The sequence below is a fragment of the Bradyrhizobium sp. genome (assembly GCF_022844465.1).
Taxonomy (GTDB): Bacteria; Pseudomonadota; Alphaproteobacteria; order Rhizobiales; family Xanthobacteraceae; genus Bradyrhizobium.
The window spans coordinates 1235462-1260982 of sequence record NZ_JALHLP010000001.1 but is presented as its reverse complement, the minus strand read 5'-3'; the positions used below and the strand labels follow the sequence as shown (position 1 = coordinate 1260982).

23 protein-coding genes and 6 pseudogenes are annotated in these 25521 nt (G+C 61.0%); 11 read left to right on the top strand and 18 right to left on the bottom strand.

The annotated features are described in order from the left end of the window. Positions 1-4: 4 nt before the first annotated feature. The 8 genes and pseudogenes from Q0D31_RS05970 to Q0D31_RS05935 form a co-directional block, all read right to left on the bottom strand. On the bottom strand, positions 5-2203 hold the full coding sequence (locus tag Q0D31_RS05970) for a chemotaxis protein CheA (RefSeq protein ID WP_291846447.1): 2199 nt from the start codon (positions 2201-2203) through the stop codon (positions 5-7). Then, a complete protein-coding gene (locus Q0D31_RS05965; protein WP_291846445.1) occupies positions 2200-2589 on the bottom strand; it encodes a response regulator in 390 nt (129 codons plus the stop codon). The genes Q0D31_RS05970 and Q0D31_RS05965 overlap by 4 nt, the downstream gene beginning before the upstream one ends. Beyond that, positions 2586-3434, bottom strand: a complete 849-nt coding sequence (locus Q0D31_RS05960; RefSeq protein ID WP_291846439.1) for a protein-glutamate O-methyltransferase CheR — start codon at positions 3432-3434, stop codon at positions 2586-2588. Before Q0D31_RS05960 ends, Q0D31_RS05965 begins: the two co-directional genes overlap by 4 nt. Beyond that, a complete protein-coding gene (locus Q0D31_RS05955) occupies positions 3434-4045 on the bottom strand; it encodes a HEAT repeat domain-containing protein (protein WP_291846425.1) in 612 nt (203 codons plus the stop codon). The genes Q0D31_RS05960 and Q0D31_RS05955 overlap by 1 nt, the downstream gene beginning before the upstream one ends. Then, positions 4045-5115 carry a chemotaxis-specific protein-glutamate methyltransferase CheB gene (gene cheB / locus Q0D31_RS05950; RefSeq protein ID WP_291846419.1) on the bottom strand — a complete coding sequence of 357 codons (1071 nt, stop codon included), beginning with the start codon at positions 5113-5115 and terminating at the stop codon, positions 4045-4047. Before cheB ends, Q0D31_RS05955 begins: the two co-directional genes overlap by 1 nt. Beyond that, positions 5112-6629, bottom strand: a complete 1518-nt coding sequence (locus Q0D31_RS05945; RefSeq protein ID WP_291846416.1) for a chemotaxis protein CheW — start codon at positions 6627-6629, stop codon at positions 5112-5114. The genes cheB and Q0D31_RS05945 overlap by 4 nt, the downstream gene beginning before the upstream one ends. Continuing rightward, entirely contained in the window at positions 6622-8430 is a 1809-nt protein-coding gene (locus tag Q0D31_RS05940; RefSeq protein ID WP_291846411.1) for a methyl-accepting chemotaxis protein, read from the bottom strand. The genes Q0D31_RS05945 and Q0D31_RS05940 overlap by 8 nt, the downstream gene beginning before the upstream one ends. Before the next feature lie 509 nt (positions 8431-8939). After that, positions 8940-9020, bottom strand: a pseudogene (locus tag Q0D31_RS05935) (VapC toxin family PIN domain ribonuclease); the annotation flags it as partial. Positions 9021-9136: 116 nt separating this feature from the next. Between Q0D31_RS05935 and Q0D31_RS05930 the strand changes: the two are divergent. The 4 genes and pseudogenes from Q0D31_RS05930 to Q0D31_RS05915 form a co-directional block, all read left to right on the top strand. Then, positions 9137-9489 (top strand): annotated as a pseudogene (locus Q0D31_RS05930) (transposase); the annotation flags it as partial. Between the two features lie 308 nt (positions 9490-9797). Next, positions 9798-9884, top strand: a pseudogene (locus Q0D31_RS05925) (IS5/IS1182 family transposase); the annotation flags it as partial. Positions 9885-10200: 316 nt separating this feature from the next. Further along, a complete protein-coding gene (locus Q0D31_RS05920; RefSeq protein WP_291846409.1) occupies positions 10201-12036 on the top strand; it encodes an ATP-binding protein in 1836 nt (611 codons plus the stop codon). After that, complete coding sequence (locus Q0D31_RS05915) at positions 12033-12686, top strand: response regulator transcription factor (protein ID WP_291846407.1); 654 nt, start codon at positions 12033-12035, stop codon at positions 12684-12686. Before Q0D31_RS05920 ends, Q0D31_RS05915 begins: the two co-directional genes overlap by 4 nt. 257 nt (positions 12687-12943) lie before the next feature. On the opposite strand, the gene Q0D31_RS05910 is transcribed toward Q0D31_RS05915, so the two are convergent. The 4 genes from Q0D31_RS05910 to Q0D31_RS05895 all read right to left on the bottom strand — a co-directional run bounded on the left by Q0D31_RS05910 (position 12944) and on the right by Q0D31_RS05895 (position 14776). Further along, a complete protein-coding gene (locus Q0D31_RS05910) occupies positions 12944-13252 on the bottom strand; it encodes a DUF6719 family protein (RefSeq protein ID WP_291846405.1) in 309 nt (102 codons plus the stop codon). 7 nt (positions 13253-13259) lie between these two features. Continuing rightward, positions 13260-13634, bottom strand: a complete 375-nt coding sequence (locus tag Q0D31_RS05905) for a hypothetical protein (protein ID WP_291846400.1) — start codon at positions 13632-13634, stop codon at positions 13260-13262. A 99-nt stretch (positions 13635-13733) separates the two neighbouring features. Further along, the gene (locus Q0D31_RS05900) at positions 13734-13904 is read right to left on the bottom strand and encodes a hypothetical protein (protein WP_291846399.1); all 171 of its coding nucleotides are present in this window, start codon (positions 13902-13904) and stop codon (positions 13734-13736) included. Between the two features lie 668 nt (positions 13905-14572). Beyond that, positions 14573-14776 carry a hypothetical protein gene (locus Q0D31_RS05895; RefSeq protein ID WP_291846398.1) on the bottom strand — a complete coding sequence of 68 codons (204 nt, stop codon included), beginning with the start codon at positions 14774-14776 and terminating at the stop codon, positions 14573-14575. 365 nt (positions 14777-15141) lie between these two features. Between Q0D31_RS05895 and Q0D31_RS05890 the strand changes: the two are divergent. Further along, positions 15142-15888, top strand: a pseudogene (locus Q0D31_RS05890) (IS3 family transposase); the annotation flags it as partial. A 16-nt stretch (positions 15889-15904) separates the two neighbouring features. Here the strand turns inward: Q0D31_RS05890 and Q0D31_RS05885 are convergent. Continuing rightward, positions 15905-16667, bottom strand: a protein-coding gene (locus tag Q0D31_RS05885) for an IS5 family transposase (protein ID WP_291846396.1) whose coding sequence is annotated in 2 segments (ribosomal slippage) — positions 15905-16336 and positions 16338-16667 — 762 coding nt in all. Because the reading frame shifts where the segments join, the coding sequence is not laid out codon by codon here. Between the two features lie 46 nt (positions 16668-16713). Between Q0D31_RS05885 and Q0D31_RS05880 the strand changes: the two are divergent. Further along, positions 16714-17033, top strand: a pseudogene (locus Q0D31_RS05880) (integrase core domain-containing protein); the annotation flags it as partial. On the opposite strand, the gene Q0D31_RS05875 reads toward Q0D31_RS05880, so the two are convergent. Next, complete coding sequence (locus tag Q0D31_RS05875) at positions 17020-17229, bottom strand: hypothetical protein (RefSeq protein WP_291846849.1); 210 nt, start codon at positions 17227-17229, stop codon at positions 17020-17022. The pseudogene Q0D31_RS05880 and the gene Q0D31_RS05875 sit on opposite strands and share 14 nt — an antisense overlap. A 191-nt stretch (positions 17230-17420) precedes the next feature. Here Q0D31_RS05875 and Q0D31_RS05870 point away from each other — a divergent pair, with 191 nt between their 5' ends. The 4 genes from Q0D31_RS05870 (at position 17421) to Q0D31_RS05855 (ending at position 22696) form a co-directional block, all read left to right on the top strand. Beyond that, entirely contained in the window at positions 17421-19070 is a 1650-nt protein-coding gene (locus tag Q0D31_RS05870) for an NAD(P)/FAD-dependent oxidoreductase (protein WP_291846391.1), read from the top strand. A 151-nt stretch (positions 19071-19221) separates the two neighbouring features. Beyond that, positions 19222-19548, top strand: coding sequence for a hypothetical protein (locus Q0D31_RS05865; RefSeq protein ID WP_291846389.1), 327 nt, complete (start codon positions 19222-19224; stop codon positions 19546-19548). Positions 19549-19809: 261 nt separating this feature from the next. Then, positions 19810-20799, top strand: a complete 990-nt coding sequence (locus tag Q0D31_RS05860; RefSeq protein WP_291846387.1) for a TAXI family TRAP transporter solute-binding subunit — start codon at positions 19810-19812, stop codon at positions 20797-20799. 10 nt (positions 20800-20809) lie between these two features. Next, positions 20810-22696, top strand: a complete 1887-nt coding sequence (locus Q0D31_RS05855; RefSeq protein WP_291846385.1) for a TRAP transporter permease — start codon at positions 20810-20812, stop codon at positions 22694-22696. Positions 22697-22926: 230 nt separating this feature from the next. Here Q0D31_RS05855 and Q0D31_RS05850 read toward each other — a convergent pair whose 3' ends face one another. Next, positions 22927-23166, bottom strand: coding sequence for a hypothetical protein (locus Q0D31_RS05850; protein WP_291846847.1), 240 nt, complete (start codon positions 23164-23166; stop codon positions 22927-22929). On the opposite strand from Q0D31_RS05850, the pseudogene Q0D31_RS05845 reads away from it, so the two are divergent. Beyond that, positions 23113-23396, top strand: a pseudogene (locus tag Q0D31_RS05845) (IS630 family transposase); the annotation flags it as partial. The gene Q0D31_RS05850 and the pseudogene Q0D31_RS05845 sit on opposite strands and share 54 nt — an antisense overlap. Positions 23397-23765: 369 nt before the next feature. Here the strand turns inward: Q0D31_RS05845 and Q0D31_RS05840 are convergent. From Q0D31_RS05840 to Q0D31_RS05830, 3 genes are all read right to left on the bottom strand, one after another. After that, a complete protein-coding gene (locus Q0D31_RS05840; RefSeq protein ID WP_291846383.1) occupies positions 23766-24905 on the bottom strand; it encodes an acyl-CoA dehydrogenase family protein in 1140 nt (379 codons plus the stop codon). 49 nt (positions 24906-24954) lie between these two features. Then, the gene (locus Q0D31_RS05835) at positions 24955-25221 is read right to left on the bottom strand and encodes a hypothetical protein (protein WP_291846381.1); all 267 of its coding nucleotides are present in this window, start codon (positions 25219-25221) and stop codon (positions 24955-24957) included. Between the two features lie 90 nt (positions 25222-25311). After that, positions 25312-25521 (bottom strand): hypothetical protein (locus Q0D31_RS05830; protein ID WP_291846842.1); only part of this gene is annotated, 210 nt, incomplete at its 5' end.

Genomic DNA, 25521 nt, shown 5'->3' with positions numbered 1-25521 from the left:
ACGGTCAAGTGAATATCTCCTCAACGTTCAGGACGATCAGTACGCGCCCGTCTCCCAGCAACGTGGTTCCGGCGACGCCCCTCATGCCTCCTAACAAGCCATTTATTGGTGTCAGCATGACGTCCATGCGCTCCCCGAGCCGGTCGACCTCAAGTCCCCCGATCTGTCCTGCCGCCTGCACGACGACGATTTTTGCCTGGCCTTGGCCGGACACGTCGCGGGCGATGCCTAGCGTATCGGCGAGATCGATGACCGGAACCGTCCGGTCCCGCAGCACGAACGCCCGCCCGGCGCCGATTGGCGCGATCTGGTCGCGAGCGACGATGGACGTTTCCACAACGCCGTCGAGGGGAAGCCCAAAGGCTTGACCAGCCACTTCGACGGTCATGACCCGGGTCATCATCAGGCTGAACGGAAGGATCAATCCGACAGTGGTCCCGGTCCCTGGCCGGCTTTCCAGCGTGACCGTTCCGCCCAGACGTTCGATCGCTGTCTTGACGGAATCCATGCCCACGCCCCGCCCCGACAGACCGGTAACGGCGGCAGCGGTAGAAAAGCCGGGCGCAAAAACCAGATTGATCGCCTCGGCGTCGGTCATCGCCGTCATGGCTTCCTGGGTGGCAACCCCGCGCGCGCGTCCCACCGCACGCACGCGATCGAGGTCGATGCCGCCGCCATCGTCCTCGAGCTCGATCCTGATGGTGTCGGCTTCGCGGCGGGCGCGCAAGACGAGGGTTCCCATCGCCGGTTTTCCGGCAGACGCGCGCTGCTCCGGCCTCTCGATGCCGTGGTCCACGGCGTTGCGCAGGACGTGCAGCAAAGGCTCGAACAGCGCGTCGACGATGGTGGCATCAGCCTCCGTGCCATCGCCCTCGGTGACCAGCCTCACGGTCTTGCCGACGCCAACGGCAGTCTCTCTCACCAACCTTGGAAAGCGGCGGAAAACCGAGCGTAGCGGAAGCACCCGGATGCGAAGCACCGCCCCTTGCAGCTCCGCCGCCAATCGATCGAACAGCGCGTGCTGCTCGCGCAAGGTTGCCGCGGCGGCGGGATCTAGGTTCGCCTGGAGCAACTTTGACACATGTCCGACGGCGTTCTTGACTACGATCAATTCTCCGGTGAGCTTGACGAGGGCATCGACCCGACCCATGTCTACCCGCAGCGCGCGGGGTGCTACAGGCTGCACGGTACCGTCGCTCTTGGGACGCTCGGGTTGCGCAACGTCGCCCAGTGTCCGCTCGATTGCCGCGATCAAGGGAGCGGCCTTCCGCTCGGCCTGGGCCCTCGCTGTAGCCTTCTCCAGGTCTGCGGCGGCTTCTGCCCGGCCCAGATACAGCAACGCGTTAGCGGCTGTACGGCCCGCGGCGGCGATCCGACCGGCGAGCCCCTCAAGTCCGGTATTCTGCAAGACGAGAAGCTGGGCTTCTACCAGCGACATCGCCTTCGACGGAGAATCCCCCTCCGACAGGGAGGTCGCCGGCGAGGTCAATTCGATGATTTCTGTCTTGCCCGGTGCGCCGTCAATCGCGGTGCATACTTCCGCGGCCGGCGCTTCCATCAGCGCGCGGATTTCCAAACCGCAATTGAACGCGTTCATGCTGTCGAGCGCACCGGCCGCGTCTGTCAGCGCGAGGTCGACCGCCACTAAGCGGGGCAGGGCGGCCACAACTTTCAGCGGATCGTGACCCTGAAAGAACGCGTCGGGAGACGGCACATAGCGCAGGGCGGTGCAAATACCGGAAAAATGTTCGCCGGCGGCGGCGCGCAGCGGCTTCAACCAAACTTCGTTTTCCGGGAGGGCAGCCTGATCGCGCTCGTCGCCGTCTTGCGAGCCGGTGAGCCGCGCAATCATGGCATCCGCCTCGCCCTCCGCTGTCGAAGGCGCTTCGCCGTTCGTCTGCATGGCATCCAGCCAGTGCGAAGTCAGGTCGAGACTGGCCAGACATTCATCGAGGACGCTCGGCGCGATCGGCTCTTCCGACGACCGAAGCGAAGCGAGAATGTCTTCGGCGGCATGAAGCATGCGCGCCATGGCGGCAAACTCGACAATGCCGGCGGCTCCCTTCAAGGTATGGAATGCCCGAAACGCGCCGTCGAGCCTTTCCCTGTCATCAGGGCGCTCCTCGAGTGCCATCAAATCGTCGATCGCCTGGGCGACCAGTTCGCGCGATTCGACGAGGAATTGCTCGACGAATTCGTTCATCGCGGCGCTCCGCAGAAGATGGCAGCATACTCCGCAAGGGTTTCCTGCTTGACCGGTTTCACCAGATAGTAGTTCGCCCCGGCGCTTCGCGCCGCGGCCATATCCTGAGGACCCGCCTCCGTACTCGTGATCAGGACTGGAATGCCGGAGACCGGAATATCCTTCGATCGCAACGTGCGGAGAAACGTAATTCCGTCCATATGGGGCATGTTGATATCGACGATTGCCAGATCGAACGGATACAGCAGCAACTTTTCCAGCGCTTCCAATCCGTTCAACGCCTCTTCGACGAGGAAGCCGCCTTGTTCGAGCGCAGTGCGATAGTAGGTCCTGACGAGCGCGGCGTCGTCGACGATCAGGACCCTCCTTCCGGCTTTGTCGGTCACGCGCGCAACCCCTGTGGTCTGCGGTAAACGATCGCCCCCGAGTATCGGCAGACCTCGAACAGCGGCGAGATGCGGCTCATGGATTCAGTATGCCCGAGGCAGATGAAGCCGCCGGGCATGAGGTTATCGTACAGATTTTCCGCCGCGACGCGGCGGGATTCGTCGTCGAAATAGATCAGCACGTTCCTGCAGAAAATCACGTCGAATCGACCCTGGGGCCGGGTTTCCCGGTTCTCGATCAGATTGACCCGCGAGAAACGCACGGACTGGCGCAGGTCGTCCAGGATCTGCCACCGCTCGTCGTCGAGGCTATGGAAATAGCGTGCGACCAATTCGGGCGATAATCTCATCAGGGCGCGCTTCCCGAAAATGCCCTCTGCCGCGGCCTCGAGAACGCGGGTATCGATGTCCGAACCTACTATCTCGATGTCGTAGGTGTCGACGTCCTTCCAGTTTTCCAGCAGCCAGATGGCGATTGAATACGGCTCCTCGCCGGTCGAACACGGCACGGACCAGATCCTGATCGGATCTCGGGGTCGCTTCGTCGCCACACGCTCCCTGAGCAAATCGGTGCTCAAGCAGTCAAGCTGATAATCTTCCCGATAGAAATAGGTTTCGTTGACGGTAAACGCATTAATGAGCTGCGCGACCTCATTGCGCACCTCGCTGCGAAGATAGGCGAAGTAGACGGAAAACGACTCGCTCGAGGTGGCAACCATCCGCTCCGAGATTCGACGCTCAACGTAGTAGCGCTTTGTCTCCGTGAAAACCATGCCGGTGCGCCGATAAAGGAAATCGGCAAGCCTGCGGAATTCCTCCTCCGTTATCTCAGGCGGATCGGTCATCAGTCCGATGATCCGATGCGGTCGCTGGCGGCCCTGATTGCGAAGGTCAGGAACGGATCGTCGGGAAAACGCGCAGCGCAACGCGCCAGGATCGGCAAGCTCGCCAGGTCTCCTGTTTCGGCCAGAACTTCAACCGCCGCCGAACAGACGTTGCTGTTCGTTTCACGTTCGATGAGTTCTCCGAGAGCGCAGCTGCCGTCACCGGCGGGCAATACGCGCGCAATTTCGCATGCGAGCAAGCGGACATCCGGATCGGTGTCGTTTAACAGGCTCGGCAGAAACTTGGCCGCAGCTGCCGGCATCGCGCGCAGCGCATCCAGCGCTCCGGTGCGCTCGGCCGCGTCGTCCGAACGCAAATAGGGAAGTACGACAGCGGCGCTGTCGGGCGTGGCTATCTTCGTGAGGGCTGTGAAGATGGCTTCGCGTACACGCGGGATGCGCTCCCTCGAAAGGGCGTCGGCCAGCAGCGAAAGCCCGTCGGGAGAGTCGGCGGCGCCGCGCGCGGCCGTCCAGCGATCATCATCGGAGCCGGTGGCAAATATTTCGGAGAGTTGCCGACCGTCCGGAACGGGCGCGCCAGTGGGGGAAGAGGGTTTTCGGACTAGGGGCATCAGGTCACCAGCTTTTTCAATTCGGCGGCAATCTTGTGGAGGGGAACGACGAGATCCGCTCCGTTGGCTCTGACCAGTTCTCCCGGCATACCCCAGACAACAGCGGTTTCTTCCGCTTCCGCGATCGTCCTGCCTCCCCCCGCATGGATAAGAGCCATGGCCCCGGCGCCGTCATTTCCCATGCCCGTCATGAGCACCCCAATTAACTGGCTCGCAGCCATATGGTTCAGTGCGGTCCGCACCAGCCGATCGGTGCTGGGGTGCCACGGATAATTCGCAAGCGCGGGTGCGGCCATTGCAACGAGACCGGCTCCCCGCCGTGAAATGATCACGTCCGCATCGCCGCGGCCGATGTAAGCGTGGCCGGGGTTGAGCACGATGGGATCGCGAACTTCCTGGACGGTGAGCCGACTAATTCCGTTGAGGCGCCGTGCCAACGGGCCGGTGAACGTAGCCGGCATGTGCTGCGCAATGACGATGGGCCAAGGAAACGAGGCCGGGAGCCCAGTCAGAAGCGCTTCGAGGGCCGGGGGGCCTCCGGTCGAGGTGCCGATCAGCACCAGGCCCTCTCCCTTGGTGGCGACTCGGGAACTCCCGGCAGATCGATGCGGCAGGTCTCGGGCGCCCTCGCCGACCCGGTGCCGGACCCTCTCGCGCAGCCTCAAGGAGGTCTTGAGCTTGGCCCCGGCCGCCGCTCGCACCTTCTCGATCAGCGGCTGCGCCATCTCTCCAATCCGGAGCGAAACCGCTCCAGTTGGTTTCGCAACGAAGTCGACGGCACCGAGCCGCAGCGCCTCCAGCGTGGCATCGGCACCGGAAGCCGTCATGGACGATACCATGATCACGGGGCAGGGCTGCTCGATCATGATCCGGTCCAGGCAGGTAAGGCCATCCATTTCCGGCATGTGAACGTCGAGCGTAACCACATCCGGAGGGGCGAGGTTGATCGCGTCCAGCGCCTCGCGGCCGTTGCGGGCAAATTGGACTGCAAAGTCGGATTGTGTCGCAAAGACCTGGCCGATCAGTTTGCGGACGAGTGCCGAGTCGTCGACCACAAGTATCTTGATCACGGCCTGGTCTGCCGGGTTTCTTTACTGCGGGTTTCCTTGGCGAACGAATCCAGCAGGCCCCGCTCCGTGCGCGTCAGCAACTCCGAGGGATCTAGCAGCAGCACGATCCTGCCTGACGCCTCGAGATTGATCACGGAGTGCACCAGGCCAAGCGCCTCTCCGGTCAGATCGGGCGAGGGTTGGACTGCATCCGGCGAGCATCGCAGGACCTCCGACACGCCATCCACGATCAGCCCTGCACGATGACGGTCGCTGCGAACCACCACTAGGCGCCTGTTGGCGCCGTCGGTCGTGGGCGGCATTTCGAAGCGGCGGCGTTGATCCACGACGGGCAGGACTTCGCCCCGCAGATTGATGACGCCTTCCAGGAATTTTGGCGTCTTGGGAAGGCGGGTTATTTGGTCCGGTACGCGTGCGACTTCATCCACCGCGTCGATCGGCAGCGCGAACTCGTTGTCGTCGAGCCGGAATATCAGAAACCGGAGTTTGTCGGCGTCGGATTCCCGATGATTTTCCTCCGCTTTGGCCTTCATCGCGGTATCGCCTTGCGTCAGTTTCCGCATCACTTCCTCCCGGAACAAGCGTTCCGGCGCCAGGATTGAGACCAGTCGACCCTGTCCCGCCCGATAGATTTCCTTGATTTGGGTTTCGCCGCCAGCGCGCGCGGCCAAAACGGAAGGGGCCGGCTCGACCCGGGCTGGATCGACCGAAAGGACCGCGCGAGTACGATCGGCCACGAAGCCGATCAGGACGTCGCCGAGGGTGACGATAAGTACTTTCTCCCGCGACAATACGGCCGAGGGCAAGCCGAGGAGCTTGCGGAGCGACAACAGCGGCAACAAACCGTCCCGGTAAGGCATCACGCCGCGAACGGCGTCGTCGCTTCCCGGAATGGCCATCAGGCTCTCCGGAGTCGTGACTATTTCGCGCACGGCGTCGAGCGGGAAGGCATATTCCTGGCCGGCGACCTCGAATGTCACCAGACGCTGTCGAATGGTTTCGATCGAGGCATTCTCGGCGGTTTTCGCAGCGACGGTGGCTGCTACCGCCCGCCGCCTGGGAGCGCTTTGCTCAAATCCCCCCCGGAGCAGTTCCGCAACGTCCAATATCTTGGTAACGTCAGCATCGATTTCGAACACCCCGCTGAGATGCTCACCGGCCTCGGAAGCGATATCGGCTTCCGCGGTTTTGACTTTTCCGACCGCAACCCGGACCAGATTCGAGACCTCGTCGACCGCGAGCGCGACGGGCGATGATCCGTCGAGGACGATGAGCCGGGAAGCATGGGTCGCCGCTTCCTGTCGTCCCAGAAGGGCGCGCACGCTGGCTACCGGAAGGACGGATCCGCGCAGATTGGCAAGACCCATCAGGCTCCGCGGCGCTTGGGGAACGCGGGCAAGCGGCGGCATGCGTACGACTTCCAACACCGATGCGGCTGGCAGGGCATAGAGCCGTCCTTCGCTCTTGAAGGTCAGAAAGCGCTGGTCCTCGCTGGATTGGGTGGCGTCAGCCATTCTGATTCTTCAATTCGTCCGAAAGGGAGGCGATTTCTTCGATCGCCGCGGCAAGGTCGTCGGCGCCTTGAGCCTGTTGAGCCGACGCCGTGGCGGCCTGGCGCGAGGCGGAACTTGCTTCTTCCGCCGCTGTTGCAATCTGCCGGGCGGCCGCCGCGGTCTCTCCCGCTGCGGCGAGGATCGCTTCCGCGCCTTGCTGAATGACCTTGTTGGCATTTCCCAAGGCATCGATCTCGCCGGTCATGTCCTGAAGCGTCTTCACCACCGCGATATTGCTTTGCACCTCGATTTCGCCGGCGGCGATGATCTGCTCGAGATCGCGGCGCAGCAGGGCGATCTGGTCGAGAATGCCGCGCACCGTATCCTTGATGCGCTCGACGCTTTCTGCCGCTTCGCGGGCGAGGGAACGGATGTCGTTCGAAACCAGGGCGAATCCCCGACCGGTCTCCCCCGAGCGTGCCGCTTCGACGGCGCCGCTCACCGCGAGCATGTTGGTCTGTATGTTCACCAGGACAATCGCATCGACAATCTTTTCGATCTTCCGGCCGATGCCTTCTAGGGAGACGATGGTTTCGAGGCTTCCCCGGGTCTCATCGAGGGTTTGGGTGACGCCTTCGATCAAACCTTCGACGGTCTTGCGGCCGTCCGCGAGGGCCTTACCCATGGCCGCCGTCCGGTCGGTCGCCAGCCGGCCCCTTTCCTGCGCGACGCGTGCACTTTTCTCGATTTGCGCCAGCGCAGCCGAAGTCTGTTGCGCGGCGGCAGCCTGTTGCTGGGACCCACGGTTGATTTGCTCGACCGCCGTCGATATCTGGCTCGCCGCGCTGGACAGTTCCTGAATGGTTGCCGATAGTTCTTCCGCCGTACTTGCAATCTGCTCGGGCGCGGATTGGTCCGCAGTGCCACCGCGAAGACGCTCTGCCACGGATGCCAAGGCCTGCGCAGCGGCCTGGCCCTGGTCGAGCGATTGGGCTTGCTGGCGAATTGCCGATTGCGCTTCGCTGGCGGCAGAAGCCTGCTCCTCGGCGGCACCCGCGACCAGTTCGGCGCCTTTTTGTGCCTCCTGGATCGCGCGCTGCGCCTCGATGGCGGCCGTAAGCGTCGCCTGACTGCCGTCGGCGAGTTCGATCATGGCTTCCCGAAGACCGGACAATGTCTCGATGACGGCTCGTCCGGCTTTGGCTTGCGCGACGGCCGCCGCGGCCGCTGCCTTGACCGTTGCGGCCGCGTTGCGAACGTTCCCTTGGATCTCTTCGGCGAGCCCCTGCACCTGCAGCGCGCTCTTGTCGGAGACGTCGGCGAGGGCCCGGACCTCCTCGGCAACGACGGCGAAGCCGCGTCCGTGGTCTCCTGCGCGTGCCGCTTCGATCGCGGCGTTGAGGGCGAGGAGGTTTGTCTGATCGGAGATCCGACTGACCGCGCCGGTAATCTCGCTGACATCCTGCGCCCGGCGCTCAAGCTCCCCGATAATTTCTCCAGAGGCCACCTGCCGCGCCGAGTTGCGCTCGATCGATTGGACAGACGCGCCGATCTGCGCGCCCGTTTCGGCAAGCAGGACCTGCGCAGCTTCGGTCCTTCGCCGCGAGCTATCGGCCTCACCTCTGGCTGCGGTCAGGTTCGACGTGACCTGCTTGATTGCCGCCAACTGCTCTTGCGACGCGCCAGCGGCCTCGTCGGCCCCGGCTGCGATTTGTTCCATCGACCGCCGAAGCTCCTCTGCCGCTGCCGAAGCCTGGGCCAGTCCGCTCGCAAGCTCTTCGGTGGCCGCTGCTACCCTCTCGGACACCTTGTCCTTGCTCAATCCCCTGTTTGATTTACGATCCCTAGTCGTCGGGACGGACTGCGTCGAAGTGGCAGCCACATTCAAACGCCGGCTTTTCGCGACCGAACCCGCAACTTTTGAGGTTTTCACAAGCGCCATATCAAATCTCGGTGTGAGTATCCGGCTAGTAATAGTCTAGCTATCCGAGAAGCATAGGGCATATTTGGCCGCAATGGGATATCTGTAATCAGTCTGTTCCGGTTTTGCTAACGAGCCGCGGCATCGGCTGCAGCCATGCAACGCGCAGGTTGCCACGATGGATTTGGGCGGCTTTGTGCGCCGCATCAAGTGCGTACCATAAGAGGTCGACTCTAGGCCGATGCTCCAACCCAGCGATGCACCAGCCGAGCATGGCGGGTGGGTGTGTGGGCATGAAGTCGGCTTGGAAAAAATATTGGAAGCTCATGGTCCGGAGCATCGGTAACCAGGCGTCAACGGAGCTCCTCGACTGCTCCTGGTCGGCCACTTATCCGTCCCACGGGCTCCGCGCCCCAGTGCTCGGCAACCGCGTGATCGATAGGCAGAATTCGCTCGGGGAAGCGTGCCGGCAGATCGTTGGCGAGCCAGGCAGCCCCCTTTTGCCAGCGCTTATTCTTGGGCGGCCGACCACGCTCTTTCGGTTGTTCGCAGCGTACTGAACCGCCCCGGGATTGCCGGAGGCTCCAACTCTTGAGAAGGTGGAGCCATGACAAGCAAGACGACGAACAAATTCTCACCTGAAGTCCGGACCCGCGCGGTTCGGATGGTTCTGGACCATGAGGGCGAGCATGCCTCGCGCTGGGCGGCGGTTGTTTCGATCTCAGCCAAGATCGGCTGTACCCCGCAGACATTGCATGAATGGGTAAAGAAGGCCGAGGTCGACAGCGGCCGACGATCCGGCGTTCCATCCGATGTCTCGGACCGGCTCAAGGCGCTGAGCGGGAGAACCGGGAGCTTCGCCAGGCCAATGAGATCCTGCGCAAGGCGTCGGCATATTTTGCGATGGCTCGACCGCCGGTACAAGCCATGATCGCGTTCATCGACGATCACCGAGAGGTCCACTAGCCGCGGTCATCGCGCATCGGCTAAATTCTGTATCATGGCGTCGGGAAATCTGTCGCTGCCACGGGTGCCGCAGTTCGAGGGGCTCGATTCATTAAGGACGCTGGTTTCATAGCGGGCTCTGGCCGCACCAGACCGTCGACTTTTCAGGGGGCCGGGTCGGGCGTCATCGGTACCGGTTCGTCGGGTGTCCAATGATTCCGAATATCGCCGAGCAAGCGGCGCGGGACCGCGGCTTGTCCCGGTTCAGGTCGCCGCGACCGCGGCCGAAAGCGTCCGATCGATTGAAGCCCCCGCGGCGATGCCGGCGCATCGCAACCCGATATGACAGGCTGGCGCGAAACTACCTCGCTTCTGTCTGCCTCGCCACAGCTCTGGTATGGTGGATTTAATGAGTCTGGGCCCTAGTCCGACCGGGGAACACCACGTAAAAGTAGCCCGCCTGTGGTCAATTTACTCCGGCGGTACGAATGCGAACAGCTGTGATTAAGGAGTTGGCTGACAGGCTTTCCTCTGGCTCAGGACGAGGCAAGGAGGGCGTCTGGCTTTTCGCCGCGCTTGCTCTGACCGCCGCCATCCCTGTCCTGCTTCTGGGGGGGGGGGATAGTCTATATAACCGCTGACCAAGAACGAAGCCACGCACGTAGGGCCGCCACGGAAGCGCTGACACAAGTCGCGCATCAGATTGAAGCCGAAATTTCGCGTGAGATGCAGATCGCGGAAACGCTTGCAAGCTCGGCCGCGCTCGACAATGGGAATATGGAGGATTTCTACCGCGAGGCAACACGAATCGTGGCCGCCCGCCTGCTATGGGAGACAGCCGCTCTGACAAAGCCTGATCAGGAGCACGTACTGAACGTGCTGCGCCCACTCGGTGCGCCGCTCGGTCCAGTAATGGACAGCGAAAGTTTCAACGCTGTTCTCCGCACGCGAAAACCGGTCCTAGGCGGACTTGGTCCTTACCAAGCTTCGATCGGTAAACAGCTGGTGTCCCTCCGCGTCCCGGTTATCAGGGATGGCGAACTCCGCTACATCCTTACAATTGGATTGCTACCCGACCAGATCGCCGCGATTCTCGGTCAAGCCGGGCTACCAGCCGGATGGGCCGGCGCCGTGATTGACGCCAAAGAGAGAATGGTGGCGCGCACGCCAGACACGAAATCCGCCAATGCAGACGCGAAAACGCCTGCGGTGCAGGAAGCCATTGCTCGCGGAGGTTCGCGGAGAACTCAGACGCGAGAGGGTGTGGATGTTGAAACTATCCATCGCGTCCTGGCCGGCACCGAAGGATGGTCGGTAAACGTGGGAGTTCCGCTCGCCGAACTGAACGCTCCCGTATTCCGCTCCTTGCGGCTGCTGTTTGGCGGAATGGCCGCGAGCGTCGGGCTCGCAATTGCACTGGGCCTAGTGATCGCCCGCGAAATTGCCCGACGGCGCCGCATGGAGGCGCTTGAGTCGACAGCGGCCTTGCTGGACAGCGAAAACCGAGGTGCGCTTGCGATCGACGCCGCTGAACTTGGCACCTGGCGCTGGGATTTGCATACGAACGAGTTCAGCGGCTGCAGTCGCTTTTGCGCACTGCTGGGCTTACCCAGCGCCCGATTGGGCGAAACAAGATGGCTGGCCGATGAGATTTTCGCGGTAATCAAACCATCGCATAGCTCGGCTTTGACCTCGTTTGGTGCCGAGTGCCTGGCGAGCGGCAAGTCGAGCAGCGTCGCATTTCAGATTCAGTCCGACGACCGTGGAGAGTATTGGTTGCGCGCGGCAGGGAGAGCTGAAGGGCGGCCCAATCATCGCCATATTATTCACGGCGTCTTGGCCGACATCGATGTTTCCAAGCGCGCGGAGGCGGAGCGGTCGCATTTGCTTCGACGGCTCGCCTCCGCCCAGGAAGAGGAGCAGCGCCGGATCTCGCGGGAGCTGCACGATCAGATCGGCCAGACTGTGACAGGGCTGTCTCTGGGACTCAAGGCACTCGAGCAGGGGTTGGCCAGAGGAAACAATGGAGAAGCGGCAACCGAGCAGGTACGATGGCTAGAACAGCTTGCGGCACAGATAGGCCGAGATATTCATCGCGCTGCTTCGGACCTGCGGCCGACGGCGATCGACGACCTCGGAATTTTCAAAGCGATCGAAGCCTATGTTGCAAAGTGGCAGGAGCGCTACGGCGTTCGTGTCGATATTCAGACGTTCGGGCGAGACAATCCACTGCCCACAGATGTCGCCGCGGTGTTGTACAGGTTGGTTCAGGAAGGGTTGAACAACGTTCTGAAGCATGCCCAGGCCAGCAAAGTTAGCCTTGTACTGGAGAGAAAATCGGAGGTGCTAGCGCTGGTTCTTGAAGACGACGGAATAGGTTTCGACCAGGAAACCTCCCAACGTAATGTGTCGGGTGGCGGTCGAGCACCCGGATTGGGCCTCTCCGGCATGAAGGAACGAGTCGCGCTTCTCGGCGGCAAGATTGCTCTGGAATCCGCGGCAGGAAAAGGGAGTACGATCTTTGTTCAGATACCGCTGGAAGAGCCTGTGAAAGTCCTATGACCCCCATTCGCATCGCCCTTGTCGACGATCATCCTGTGGTACTGGCAGGCATACGAGCGCTATTGCTGGGCGTGCCTGATATCGAACTTGTCAGCGAGGCAAATACGGGAGCTGCCGGCCTGAAGGCGATCTGTGAATGCTCGCCGGACATCGCGGTGATCGATCTATCCCTGCCCGATTTCAGCGGTATGGAACTGGCGCGTCGTTTGAGCAAGCGGTGTCCGGAAGCAAAGATCATCGCGCTTACTGTTCATGAGGATCGCGCTTATGTCCATCCGGTTCTTGACGCCGGAGCGAGGGGATATCTCTTGAAGCGATCGGCCGGAGACGAACTGCTGCGCGCCATCCGGGTCGTCAACCTGGGAATCCTCTACCTCGACCCAGCAATTGCCGAAAAGGCGTCAACGAAGGTGCCCGAACTCGTGTTGGCGAGCGAGAACGATGGCGGTGAACTCAGCCCGCGCGAAGAGGACGTTCTCAAACTTGTATCGCAAGGATTCAGTAACAAGCAGATCGCCGGGAAGTTCGAAATCAGCGTCAAAAGCGTTGAGACCTACAAGGCGCGCGCATCTGAGAAGAAGGGCCTTCGTAGCCGCGCGGATATCGTTCGCTATGGCATCAAGCAGGGCTGGCTCGCGACGCCTAATTAAGCCGGACGGAACACGCCAACCCGTGTGGTGCATAAGATCAGCTTTTCATGCTGGCGCGTGCGAAGCGTCTTTCAGCCATCCAGACCGCCGTCAGGATTAACCTGCCAGAACGATCTCCGACGGCGCGTTGTCGGTCGAGTTTGATATGAGGCTCGAGACCAGGAGTATTTAGATGAATCGTGGAAAATCGTGTCGGCGGCCATTGTCGTGGCGGCATCATGCCTAATCTCATCCCCGCCCGCCGCCGCAGTCCCCTGCTATCTGGAAGCTCCGGTACGCGCAGCGCCTGGCAGGTCACTCATTGGCACACAGCTCTTCTTTCGCCGTTGATTTCGCGGTGCCCCCCGCACCTTCAAGACCTTGCCAGCCGAACACGAGCCATCGTTGACATAAATCGTGGTGTACGGATCCATCATCAGCGGTTCGTAAGGATAGAGCTTTTGTGAATAGGACGGATGCACAACGAACAAGGCCGCCAGAAGCACTGCCCAGGCCGCGAGTCTTCGCAAAATGCGCTTGGGGACAAAGGATGCGCCGTCATCAAGGCAACCGGTACATGCGATCATGGGAACTTCATCGGTCCTTTTGGAGGCTGAACTTCTCCTCTCCTGAGTGAGAATTCAGGGATTGACTGTGAATAATATCCGTCACCGGGATGAGATAGCGGGCGTATACCTCTTGAATCCTTCGAATCATTTCGACGTCCGCTGAAACGTTCAAGCGGAAGACTCCATTCATGCAAATGACGATTCCGCCGGCAGAAAGCCCTTCGAGAGCCTTCGCTGTTTCTGCCTCGCTAGTGTAGATACGGGCCGCAATATCAAGCAATTCCCAGCGCTCCTCCGGGCTGGACCAGATCAGCAGCAACGCTTCGAGTTGTGCCACCGAAGCGATGTGCTTCAGTATGAAGTCTCGAACATCGCCGGGGACGTACGTATCGGGCTGCATGATTTGGGCCGACGTTCTGCGTGCGAACAAGAGCGGATGTCTGAATCCACCAGCGACACTTTCGGCGGAGGATTTTGAACCAATCTGACTGCCGCGGGATTACGTTGCCGGTGAGTTCTGAACTGCCGGCGTAGCGGGCGCCTCCACTGGTGTCTCAATTCGTGCGGCCTCGCCTTCATACTCGTCGACCAGCGCCTGAAGCTTAGCTGCAAATTTTGGGTTGGCGGCGTCGACCACCAAACGCTTGAAAAAAATAGCGCGGTCATGCAATTGCCTGCTTCCAGACGGGCTTCGCAACTTTCAATTGTATAGCTCAACCATCACACCCGCTCTGTCTATGGGCGGTCGCGCGCCGACTGCCGCCCCATTCTAGAGCGCAACAAAATCCGAGCGCGTCAGGAAAAGCCTGTCAGGCAGTCATTCATCCAGCGATTTCAGGACTGAATTGCGACCGACGGCCAACGGTAAGCCGCGTGCATAATTCCAGACACTCATGGCGACGGACACGATCCCGCAGCAGTTTGCGAAACGGCCTCGCTGCGTGAATCATTATTGCAAACCAAGCAGACCGCTTTGGATGTCAGTCGTCCATCGACGCCTACCCGCTCGTAACGGTGTGGTGTTCTGTCTGAGCAGGGAACGCAGTAAGCCAACGGTTGGTTCTTGACTGTCTTGCCATTAAGCATTTAAAGCCCCGATCTTGAATGACCTCGCGATAGGCCTCCTGCTACTTTTCTCTTTCGTCGGCCCCACCGACAATCGCCACTGCAAGCACGAAGCTAAGGGCCCCCGCCGAGATGAGAGCATTCAGCCTCAATACCGCTGGCGGGACTCCCAGTCCGTAACGGATAAGCAACACGGTAAACAATGCGGCCACGCCTGCACTTCCTATGAAGATAGTGAGAACAACAACCCGTTCTATGGTTCTCATCGTCGGATCACTTGTTATCTTTCGTGTTCGCGAGCGTTTCGATCGTGATAAGGCCGGCGATGAGTGCCGCGCAGATCAGCGCCTGTTCGCTTAATGCGGATCTAGAAAAGCCGAGACTGTAGTGTACGAAGTGCGCCATCGCGTACGCCACGGTTGCCGCGCTGGCTAAGGCAAGGAGAAATGTAATTGTGAGATCTAAAAACCTCTTCACCTGTATTCACCTTGTGCGATCTATATGCCCGAAGACGGTTACGATGGCACGGGCCGGTCTGTTGCCTGCTCGCGCAACAAAGGCATTTTAAGATTGATCCTGCACGGAGGATGTCAGGAAAAGCCCGTCAGGCCGTTGCGGCAGCCTTACCGTTGCATTTGGGCCGCCAGCGGCCCTCTGCCAAAGCTTTGATCGAGTTGAAGGAAGATCTGGAACAGATACTTCTTCAAATTGAGGATAATCAAGCCTAGCCTAGGCACCGGTACTATCGACTAGAGGCGAGCCGGTCCCGGAATTCTGCATAGGGCGATAAGTGGAATTTCTGCCTGACGACGGCACGATAAGCCCGCGAATCAGGAGCGACCATGAGCAGACGAGCACGCCGAAACCACACACCGGCCTTCAAGGCAAAGGTGGCGCTTGCCGCCGTCAAGGTGACCGGACGATGCCCCGACTTGCTGAGCAGTTCGACCTTCACCCAATCAGATCACGACGTGGAAGGCTCAGCTTGAGAGCAAGGCCGCCGATGCGTTCGGTCCCGGCGGCGGGACCGGAGCGGAGCAGGCAGCCATCGACGCAAAGTCGCTGCATGCCAAGATCGGAGAGCTGACGCTGGAGAACGATTTTTTTGAAGGAGCGTTCACCAAGGCGGGCTTGCTGAGCGCAAAGCGATGATCGATCGCAAGCACGACCTGTCGATCACCAGGCAGGCGGGGGTTCTGCGGATCAGCCGCGGCAGCGTCTATTACCTGCCGCGCCTGGTGCCGGACGCCGATCTTCGCGATCATGCGGCGTCTGGCTCGGCTGCACCTGGAATATCCCTTCGCCGGTTCGCGTATGTTGCGCGGCCTGCTAGCTTTGCAGGGGTGCATGATCGGCCGCCGGCATGACGCTCATGCGGCGGATGGGGATAGAAGCGCTCTATCGCCGTCCGCGCACCACGAAGCCCTGAGCCCGGTCGCGTCGCTTCGTCTATCTCGCTGTCGTGCTAGATTGGGCGACCCGCCGGGTTTTGTCCTGGCGGTTGTCGATCACGATGGAAGCTGCCTTCTGGGTCGAGACTGGAGGATGCCCTGGCTCGTTACGGCAAGCCGGAAATCTTCAACACGGACTAGGTTGTGTGGACACTTATCGCATCCATAAGATGATAGCGGCGAGAGTGACGACGGCCCGGTAATTTCGCGCGGTTTTTTCGAAGCGGGTTGCGACGCGGCGGAACTGCTTGAGTTTTGAGAAGCAGCATTCGACGAGATGGCGCTGGGCGTACAGGTGCTTGTCGAGCGGATATTTGAGCGCCCGTGACGGGTTGTTGGGAATGACGGCGAGCGCACCCTTGGCGGCGATGGCTTGCCGCAGGTGGTCGGCGTCGTAGGCCGTATCAGCCATGACGATTTCGGCGGGCAATCCCTCGATCAATGCGGCAGCTTGCGGTGCATCGCCCTTCTGGCCTGCCGTCAGCGTAAAGCGAACCGGACAGCCCAGGCCTCGGACGGCCATATGTATTTTGGTGCTCAGCCCGCCACGCGAGCGGCCGAGCGCCTGATCTTCAGACCTCTTTTTTAGCCCCGGCGGCGTGCTGATGTGCCCGGACGATGGTAGAATCCACGATCAAATATTCGAAGTCTGGATCATCGGACATCGCCTCAAAGATGCGCGACCAAACACCCTTGACGCTCCACCGGCTGAAGCGCCGGAACACGCTGTTCCAATCCCCGAATGCCTCCGGAAGATCACGCCAGGGAGAGCCCGTACGCACGATCCATAGCACGCCTTCCACGAACATCCGGTTGTCGCGCCCGGTCGAGCCTTTTTGGTTAGGCCGGCCGATAATCAGCGGCGCCATCCGCTCCCAAGCCGCGTCGCTCAAAACCAAACGGTTCTTCACACCCAAGACTGCCTCCCCAAAAGCAGCCTTGAATCTGATTTGCTCCTAAAAGGGAATCCCTAGAGTCCACACCACCTAGGGCTCGCGGTTCACCGGCGCGGCCTTCACCAGCCTGCTCGCCAACAATGGCATCGCCATCAGCATGGACGGCAAGGGCGCCTGCGCGACAACGTGGTCGTCGAGCGGCTATGGCGCAGCGTCAAATACGAGGAGGTCTACCTGCGGGCCTACGACAACGTCGGCGAGGCCCGCGCCTCGATCGGCCGATATCTCGACTTCTACAATCGCCGCCGACCGCACCAAAGCCCTGACGACGCCACACCCGACGCGATCATCAAGGATGACGGTGCCCCAAGTTTTATTCAACGGTGAGTTCGTTTCTGGCGACAGACAGTGCGACATCTCCCATCGCCGCCTTCTCGGCATATCCCGTAATGAAAAGCACCTTGAGATCAGGTCGCACGGTCCGGCCAAAATACGCAAGCTGCCGCCCGTTCATCCCGCCGGGCAATCCCACATCGGTGACGCGCCGGTCATTGGAAAAAGATGCGCCGGCATCGTACGCCATTCAGACCGTCGGCCGCATTCTGCCGCTGCCAATCCTGGGCGGCTTGCATCACCACTACGTCCGGGTTTAGGTTTTTGATACGCGCACCGGGTTTAGGTTTTTGGTACACATAGTCCGAGGGCCGTAAGAATCTCAATCCTTGAAGCGTCAAAACCAGATCAATAGTGTGAAATGCTGAATGGAGTAACTTTATGACACCGAAAGATGTAAGCGCGTGCGCCCCGGAGGAGTTTGATGCGATCATTGTGGGCGCTGGTTTTGCCGGTCTCTACGCGCTCCATCGCCTGCGGGGACTCGGCCTTCGGGCCAAGGTTTTCGAGGCTGGCACTGACATCGGGGGAACATGGTTCTGGAATCGTTATCCAGGTGCGCGTTGTGACGTCGAGAGCCTCGAATACTCCTATTCGTTTTCCGACGAGTTACAGCAGAAATGGGATTGGCCAGAGCGCTTTGCCGCGCAGCCGGATATCCTCAAGTATATTCATCATGTTGCGGAAAGATTCGATCTGCGGCGCGACATTGTCGTCGATACCAAGGTAACGTCAGCGACGTTTGATGAGGCTGAGAGCCGCTGGACTGTCGTGACTAGCCGCGGTCATCGCGCATCGGCTAAATTCTGTATCATGGCGTCGGGAAATCTGTCGCTGCCACGGGTGCCGCAGTTCGAGGGGCTCGATTCATTCAAAGGACGCTGGTTTCATAGCGGGCTCTGGCCGCACCAGACCGTCGACTTTTCAGGGCGCCGGGTCGGCGTCATCGGTACCGGTTCGTCGGGTATCCAAATGATTCCGAATATCGCCGAGCAAGCGGCGCACCTCTTCGTTTTCCAGCGCACGGCGAACTACAGCGTACCCTCTGTCAATCGCCCGCTAACGATGGAAGTCAGCCAGACGCACAAGGCTCGCTACCGCGAATGGCGGCAGGCAGCTCGGCAAACTCCATTCGGAATTGCGGGGCACCCGCCGCCGGAAAAATCGGCGTTTGACGTCCCGCTGGAGGAGCGGACGAGAAGCTATGAAGCCAAATGGGGGACCGGTGGCAACATTAGCTTCCTGTATGCGTATAAAGATATGCTGGTCGACAAGGATGCCAACGAGACGGCTTGCCAATTCGTACGCGATAAGATCGCTGAAACTGTAAGCGACCCGAAGGTGGCAAAGCTCCTGATGCCGAACGACCATTATATCGGTACCAAGCGTCTTTGCCTGGACATTGGTTATTATGAAACCTTCAATCGGGACAACGTCACCCTTGTTGACGCGAAGACGTTGCCAATCGAAACGATCTATGAAGGTGGATTGCGGACTCGGGGTGCTGACTATAAACTGGACGACATCGTCTTCGCGACCGGGTTCGACGCCATGACGGGCGCGCTGCTCGACATCGATATTCGTGGCAAGAACAATCTCGCGCTCACTACCAAATGGGCCGATGGTCCCGGAACGTATCTGGGCCTTATGACCGCCGGCTTTCCAAACATGTTCATCATCACTGGGCCGGGAAGCCCGTCCGTGAAAACCAACATGATTGCCGCCATCGAGCAGCATGTCGACTGGATTTCGGACTTCATCGTGCATATTGAGACGAACAACTACTCCACGATCGAAGCTGATTCCGAAGAGGAGAATCGCTGGGTCGCTCATGTCAACGAGGTGGCCGATCAGACGCTCTACCCACTGGCGAATTCTTGGTATATGGGCGCTAATATCCCAGGCAAGCCTCGCGTATTCATGCCCTACGTCGCAGGTCTCGATAAGTACCGCGACATCTGCGACGACATAGCCGCGCAGCAATACAAAGGATTCGTCCTGAAAAAGCAGCCAGTACAGGCCACGCAATAGAAAGGTACCGTACCTTTTCGGACATTCAGTCTACCACGATCGTCCGGGACCGGACGAACTATCAGTTTGCTGAAAAAACCTAAGGATCGGCGGCGTTGGCGCTGCCGTCGCGGTCGTGGACGATCGAAGCGCCGATTAAGCCAAGGTCGATGTGCTTTCGCTGGTGGCGGACAATTCCTGGAACGCCGGCATTGTGCTGTCTGAATTCGCGGCGACATGGCCCGACGTTGCGGGCGTGGTCGGCCGTGCAACGAAGGACCGCGTTGCGATCGGCGAAGGCCACGGGCGTGATATCCTGGGGCATCTCTTCCATTCGGTCGCGTGGCTCGCCACGCAGTTGGCTTCGGGTGGCGTGGAATTCAAGGCCGGCGAGGTCGTGATGACCGGAAGCGTCTTGAAAACGATTTTTCCGGAAGCTGACGCAAGCTATCGTTTCGATCTCGAGGGAATCGGTCCTATGAAGGTTCAAGTTCGTTAGGGCGCGATGGCGCCAGGTGATGCCGGCGACGCACGCTCAACCACCGCGATACCTGCGACAGACCGTGATGCAGTGCGTGCAAACGTCGGCGCGGCACAGTTCGTTGACATGCGGCGCGATTGGCAATAGCGTGCCTGCTGCAGAGCAGGTGCCGGATAATCGCATGCCGCGGGTGACGACAAAGTCGCCCCGTCAATGTGCGGACGAGAGCCCAAACAAGCTGCGCCAAAGGGAGAGTTTACGGCAAAGGGGGATTTGACGATGTCCGTCCACATCCGTGGTTCACGACGACTCCTGCGTCTGGCCGCCGCGGCAACACTGGCCGTCGCCGCGGCAGGCGCCGCCCATGCCCAGCAGAAGACCGATGTCATCTTTAGCGCCGGCCCGACCGGCGGGAGCTGGACACCGATGGCGGCGGCAGCGTCGCAGGTCGTCAACAAGCGGTATCCCGAGCTGAATGTGCAGGTCGAGCCAGGCGCGGCCCTCGTCAACATGGAGAAGATCCGCAACGACAAGGCCGATATCGGCTGGTCGATGACGACCGTGATGTCGGATGCGCAGAAGGGCGAGGGTCAGTTCGTCGGCAAGCAGACCGACAAGGGTCTTTTCGTGGCCAACTTCTACCCCAACGTCTGGCAGCTGGTGGTGCCTGCGAGCAGCGACATTAAGAGTGTCAAGGATTTGAAGGGGAAGCCGGTAGCGCTGCCGGCACGCGGCAACACAAGCCTGGCGGCCGGCTGGGAGTATCTGCTCAAGGTCAACGGCATGACGCTGAACGATCTCGGCGCCAAGAGTTACGGGCCGATAACGTCCAATGCAGAGGCTGTGAAGAACCGGCAGGCGATGGCGGTCGGATGGTTCACGGTAGTGCCAGCGTCCTTCATCATGGACCTGGGCTCAGCGATGCCGGTGCGGGTGCTCGGCGTCACCGACGAGGAGATCGCCGCACTGCGCAAGCTCAATCCGGGCTTCGTGCCCTACACCCTGAAGGCCGGTCTCTACAAGGAGCAGGGCGTGACCGAGGCCGTGCAGACCTTCCAGTCGCCCACCGTGCTGATAGCATCCTCCAGGACGTCCGCCGACGTGATCTACAAGATCACTAAGGCCATCGTGGAAGGGCGGGATGAGTTCGGCAACGTCACCAGTGTCATGAAGGGCGTGACGGGAGCGGACATGGCACAGAATTTCGATATGCCGATTCATCCCGGCGCGGAGAAATACTACCGCGAAGCCGGATTGCTCAAGAAGTAGAGTACGTCCAGTGCGCAAGCTTGCAGGTCACGCGGGCCTGGTCGTTGGCGTCGTCGCAATCGCAATGTCGGTATACCACGTCTACGCCCGGCTGACGGTATACGCCCCCGATCAGCAGGCCCTGCTCTACATCACGCTCGCCTTCAGCCTGGTGTTGTCGTTCCTGTTGTGGCCGCGCAGCCAGGACGCGACACAGGATCGTATACCATGGGAGGATCTCGCCCTGGCGGGTCTTTCGCTGGCGTGCATCGGCTACCTGTTCGTAAATTACGACTACATCGTGAACCGTTTTCCCACCGCCGATACGCTGACCCGAATGGACATCGCGGTGGGAATCACCGCCACCCTGCTGGTGCTGGAGGCGACGCGGCGCACGATCGGCGCGGCGCTGCCGATCGTGGCGATCGTCTTTCTGGTCTACGGGTTCGCCGGCCCCTGGCTGTACGGCTGGACTTACCACAAGGGACTCAGTCTCGAGGTCACCGTCGACCAAGTCTATTTCACCACCGAGGGCATTTTCGGGGTGCCAATGACGGTGGCCGCCACCTACGTCATTCTCTTCATCATCTTCGGCACCTTCCTCGAGAAATCCGGGGCGGGACAGTTCTTCATGAACTTCGCCAACGCGATCGCCGGCGGCGCGCGCGGCGGCCCCGGCAAGGTAGCGGTAGTCTCCTCGAGCCTGTTCGGCACGATCTCCGGCTCCGCGGTCGCCAATGTCATGGTCGACGGCTGGCTGACCATTCCGATGATGAAGAAGACCGGCTTCAAGCCCGAGGCGGCAGCCGCCATCGAGGCGGTGGCTTCCACCGGCGGGCAGATCATGCCGCCGATCATGGGGGCGGCGGCCTTCGTCATGGCCGAGTTCCAGGGCGTCAGCTACACGCAGGTGATGATCGCCGCGGCGATACCAGCGCTGTTCTACTACGGGGCGCTATTCGCTGCGATCCACTTCAACGCCGTGCGCTCGGGGCTCAAGGGGATACCGCGCGAGGAACTACCCATCCTCGGCCACATCATGCTGCGCCAGGGGCACCTGTTCTTGCCGGTCATCGTGCTGCTGACGCTGCTGCTCTACGGCTTCACGCCGACCTATGGCGCAATCATCGCCACGGTGGCGCTGGTCGGCATCTCGTGGCTGCGTCCTTCGACCGGGCTGGGCTGGCGCGAGTGCCTCGAAGGCCTGCGCGACGGCGCGGTTCAGACCGTGCCGGTGGCGATGGCCTGCGCGTCCGCCGGAATCGTGATCGGCATCGTGCTGCAAACCGGTCTAGCGCTGCGGTTCACGGCGTTCCTCATCGACTTCACCTATGGCTCGCTGCTGCCCGCGCTGCTCATCACCATGGTCGCCGGCGTCATTCTCGGCATGGGCATGCCGACCACCCCCGCTTACATCATGCAGGCGGCGCTGCTGGTGCCCGCGATCATGAAGCTCGGGGTGGAGCCGATGGCGGCGCACATGTTCGCGTTCTACTTCTCGTGCCTGTCGGCGGTGACGCCGCCCGTGGCGCTGGCGGTGTATGCTGCCGCGTCGATCGGCGGGGCCGGGCTATGGGCCTCTGGCGTGCAGGCGATGAAGTTCGCCGCCGCCGGCTTCATCGTGCCGTTCTTCTTTGTCTACAACCCTGCGCTGCTGTTCCAGGGGCCATGGCCCGAGATCCTGGGCGCGGTGCTGACCGGCACGATCGGCGTGGTCGCACTGGCAGCCAGCCTCGAAGGCTACTTCCTGCGTGTCGCGACGTGGTTCGAGCGGGCGCTGTTCTTTGCGGCCGCCATGCTGCTGATCGATCCCGGCGCCGTCACCGACGTCATCGGCCTCGTCCTGCTTGCCGTCGTCCTGCTGCTGCAGAAGCTGTGGACGCCACAATCTGCCATAACCGGAGAAGCGAGCACATGACCTGGGCACAGTCCGTCGCACTGACACTGATCGCCGCTGCGCTCGTGGCCGGCACCGTGCTCTACGGCGTTCTGCGCATCTATGCCGCCTGAACTCGTTCGGGCCGCCGGAAGGCCGCAGATTGATTTCCTGAAATCATTGCAATCCGCCGTCGCAGCCACCGCGCCGCAAACGCCGGCCCGGCAAGCAGTCCGTCCAACAACCAGAGCTTGCCTGACAAACCGGATTTCTTAAGGGGGAATCTCGGTTCTAGCTAGTGTCTTGATCGGGGTCTGCGCTGCAACCGTTGGAACATGGCGCATCGCTTTGCCGAACGCCGTATGGACGTTCTCTACGACGAGCCGCGGCTTGGCGCGCGGCGTGAGATTGGCGACGACGAAATCGCGAGCATGATCCGCAAGACGTTGGAGACGCCACCAAAGGGTGGCACCCACCGGAGCCTCAGGAGCATGGCTAAGGAGATCGCTCATGCGCCTTCGACGGTGCATCGCATCTGGCGTGCAATCGGCCTGCACCGCACCGCGTCGAGACTTTCAAGCTCTCTACAGATCCGCCGTTCGTCGAGAAAGTTTGCGATATCGTCGGGCTTTACTTGTCGCCACCCGAACGCGCTATTGTGTTGTGTGTCGATGAGAAAAGCCAGGTACAGGCGCTCGATAGCACGCAACCCCTGTTGCCGATGCGACCGGGGCAGATCGAGCGGGCTGGTCAGCTTGAATCTCCGACGCTGCGAGCTGAACTCGCGCTTCTCCCCTCGGACACCGCCTTGCGCACATGATCGATTCGAGGAATCGCAACGCCCGTAGAAACTTGTATTCATAGAAGTCCAGTTCGTCCTCGGACCCGTCTGTACCGTCTTGCGTGAACATCTTCGCGAGATCGCAGAGAATTTCGTGCCGAACCGACTCGGCGTCGCGCATCCGGCTTGCCCGTGCAGTCCTCGTGTTGAAGGACTTGGATGTTGAGGCCACCTTCTCAGAATCCCTATTGACACGCGACATGCGTGCGTTCCGTTTTGGAACGACCGTTTTTTGGCGCAAAGCCGACATCGGTCAAAGGTCCGACCGTCTCAATCGGCGAAGCTTGCTTCGAACAGCTGGTGATGGGCGAGGGCCCAGGGCGGACGAAGCAGACCGAGTGCGCGCACGTCCTGCGACCATTGCCCGAACGGACTCGACCGGGAATAGCTTGCCCCTCCGATCGCCCTAGAGATCGACAGCATGGAAGCCTCGGCGAGCTCGGCGATGGCGAGCTTTCCGCGCGGGACGCCGGGTGACGCTGCACCGCTCTCGATCGCGCGTGCCATGCCTTGGAAGGCCTGCTCCGCCAGCCAGATGTCGTTGACGGCCTTGGTCCAGCTCACTCGTTCGAATGCCGACATCCGTTCCGCGCGCGGCTGCAGACGCCGCCTACCCTCGGCCAGCGCCGCATCGAGGATGCCCATGATCACGGAGGAGAACATGTAAGCAATGATCGGCAAGACGCGGGGTACCAGCTTGATCGCGCCGCCCATTTGAGCGTGCCGCTCGACCGCGACACCGTCGTAGCGAAACGCGTGGCTCTGTGTTGCGGCCATTCCGTGACCGTCCCACGCGCGGACCAGCGTGGCGCCGCGCGAACCGTCCCACGGCAATTCGCGGGTGTCGAGCAGGAAGATATCGGGCGTCATCTCTCCCTTTGGGACTGCAACGGTCATCATGAAAGAGGTCACGCCTGACCCGCTGCCCATCTGCTTGTCGCCGGTCAGACGCCAAGCGCCATCGCTACCTTTTTCCGCCGTCGCCCGTGTCGCCATCAAGTCGCCGCCGCCGCCCGGCTCGGAGGAGATGGTGCCAAACCAATGCCCCGCCTTCGCCGCGGCCAGCACGCGGTCATGCTGCTCGCGCCAGGCGTTCGAGTCGGCCGGCGGCTCGGCCGGCTCCTCAAGCCACAGCGCCAGCACGGTGGGATGCATGGTGGCCACCAACGCCACCGAAGGATCGACGCGGGCGAGGGTACGAAATATCGCAGCGGTCGGGCGCGTCGACCGCACTCCGCTCTGCCACACCCCTCCCATCTCCTCCGGCACGCCGGTCAGGGTCAGGCCGGCGTCCCGCAGCGTCGCAAAATCGGCCTTGTCGAGCGCGCGCCGTTCCAGCCTTGCCGCCGATTCGGACGACCATCCGGCTGCGACCGCCGCGATATTTTTCTGGATCAAGGTGATGTCCATAGCGCTGCTCCCTTCTGTGATCATCTCGTAATCCCTGGTCGCCGGGCAACTAGTGCGTTCGCTGGGAAATGTCGGCTCTTGCCTCACGTGAGGCTGCTGACTTACCGTCAGTATCCTTCGTGATGGTGAACCACAAAATGTTATCCTGCCCACCGCGTGTATCGATCACATTATCAGTTTTCGTGCCGGGGGTGTAGTTCATGCCTCCGATGGCCGCATCCAGTTCGTTGAGAGTTGATTCGCCGACCCGAAACGATCTGCGAACCGCCGGCATGTCAAAACGTTCATGCGGCGGAAGGGGATAGAGGCGCTCCATCGTCGTCCTCGTATTACCCAGCTCGAGCCTCGCCGCGAATCTCTCTGTAGCTGCTTTGCGGCATTGCGATCACGCGCACGAATTAGGGTTCTATCGTGGCGGCTGTCGATCACGATGGAAGCGGCCTTCTGCGTCGAGACCCTGGAGGATGCCTTGGCTTGCCACGGCAAGCTGGAGATATTCAACTTCATCGTCCGAATCGAAGTAGGGAAGGAGCATGGGAAGGATGCTTGTTGAGGCAAAATCCATCGCATACTCCAGATTTCCGACGCCAACTGGGATTTTGACTTCTCGCGAAAT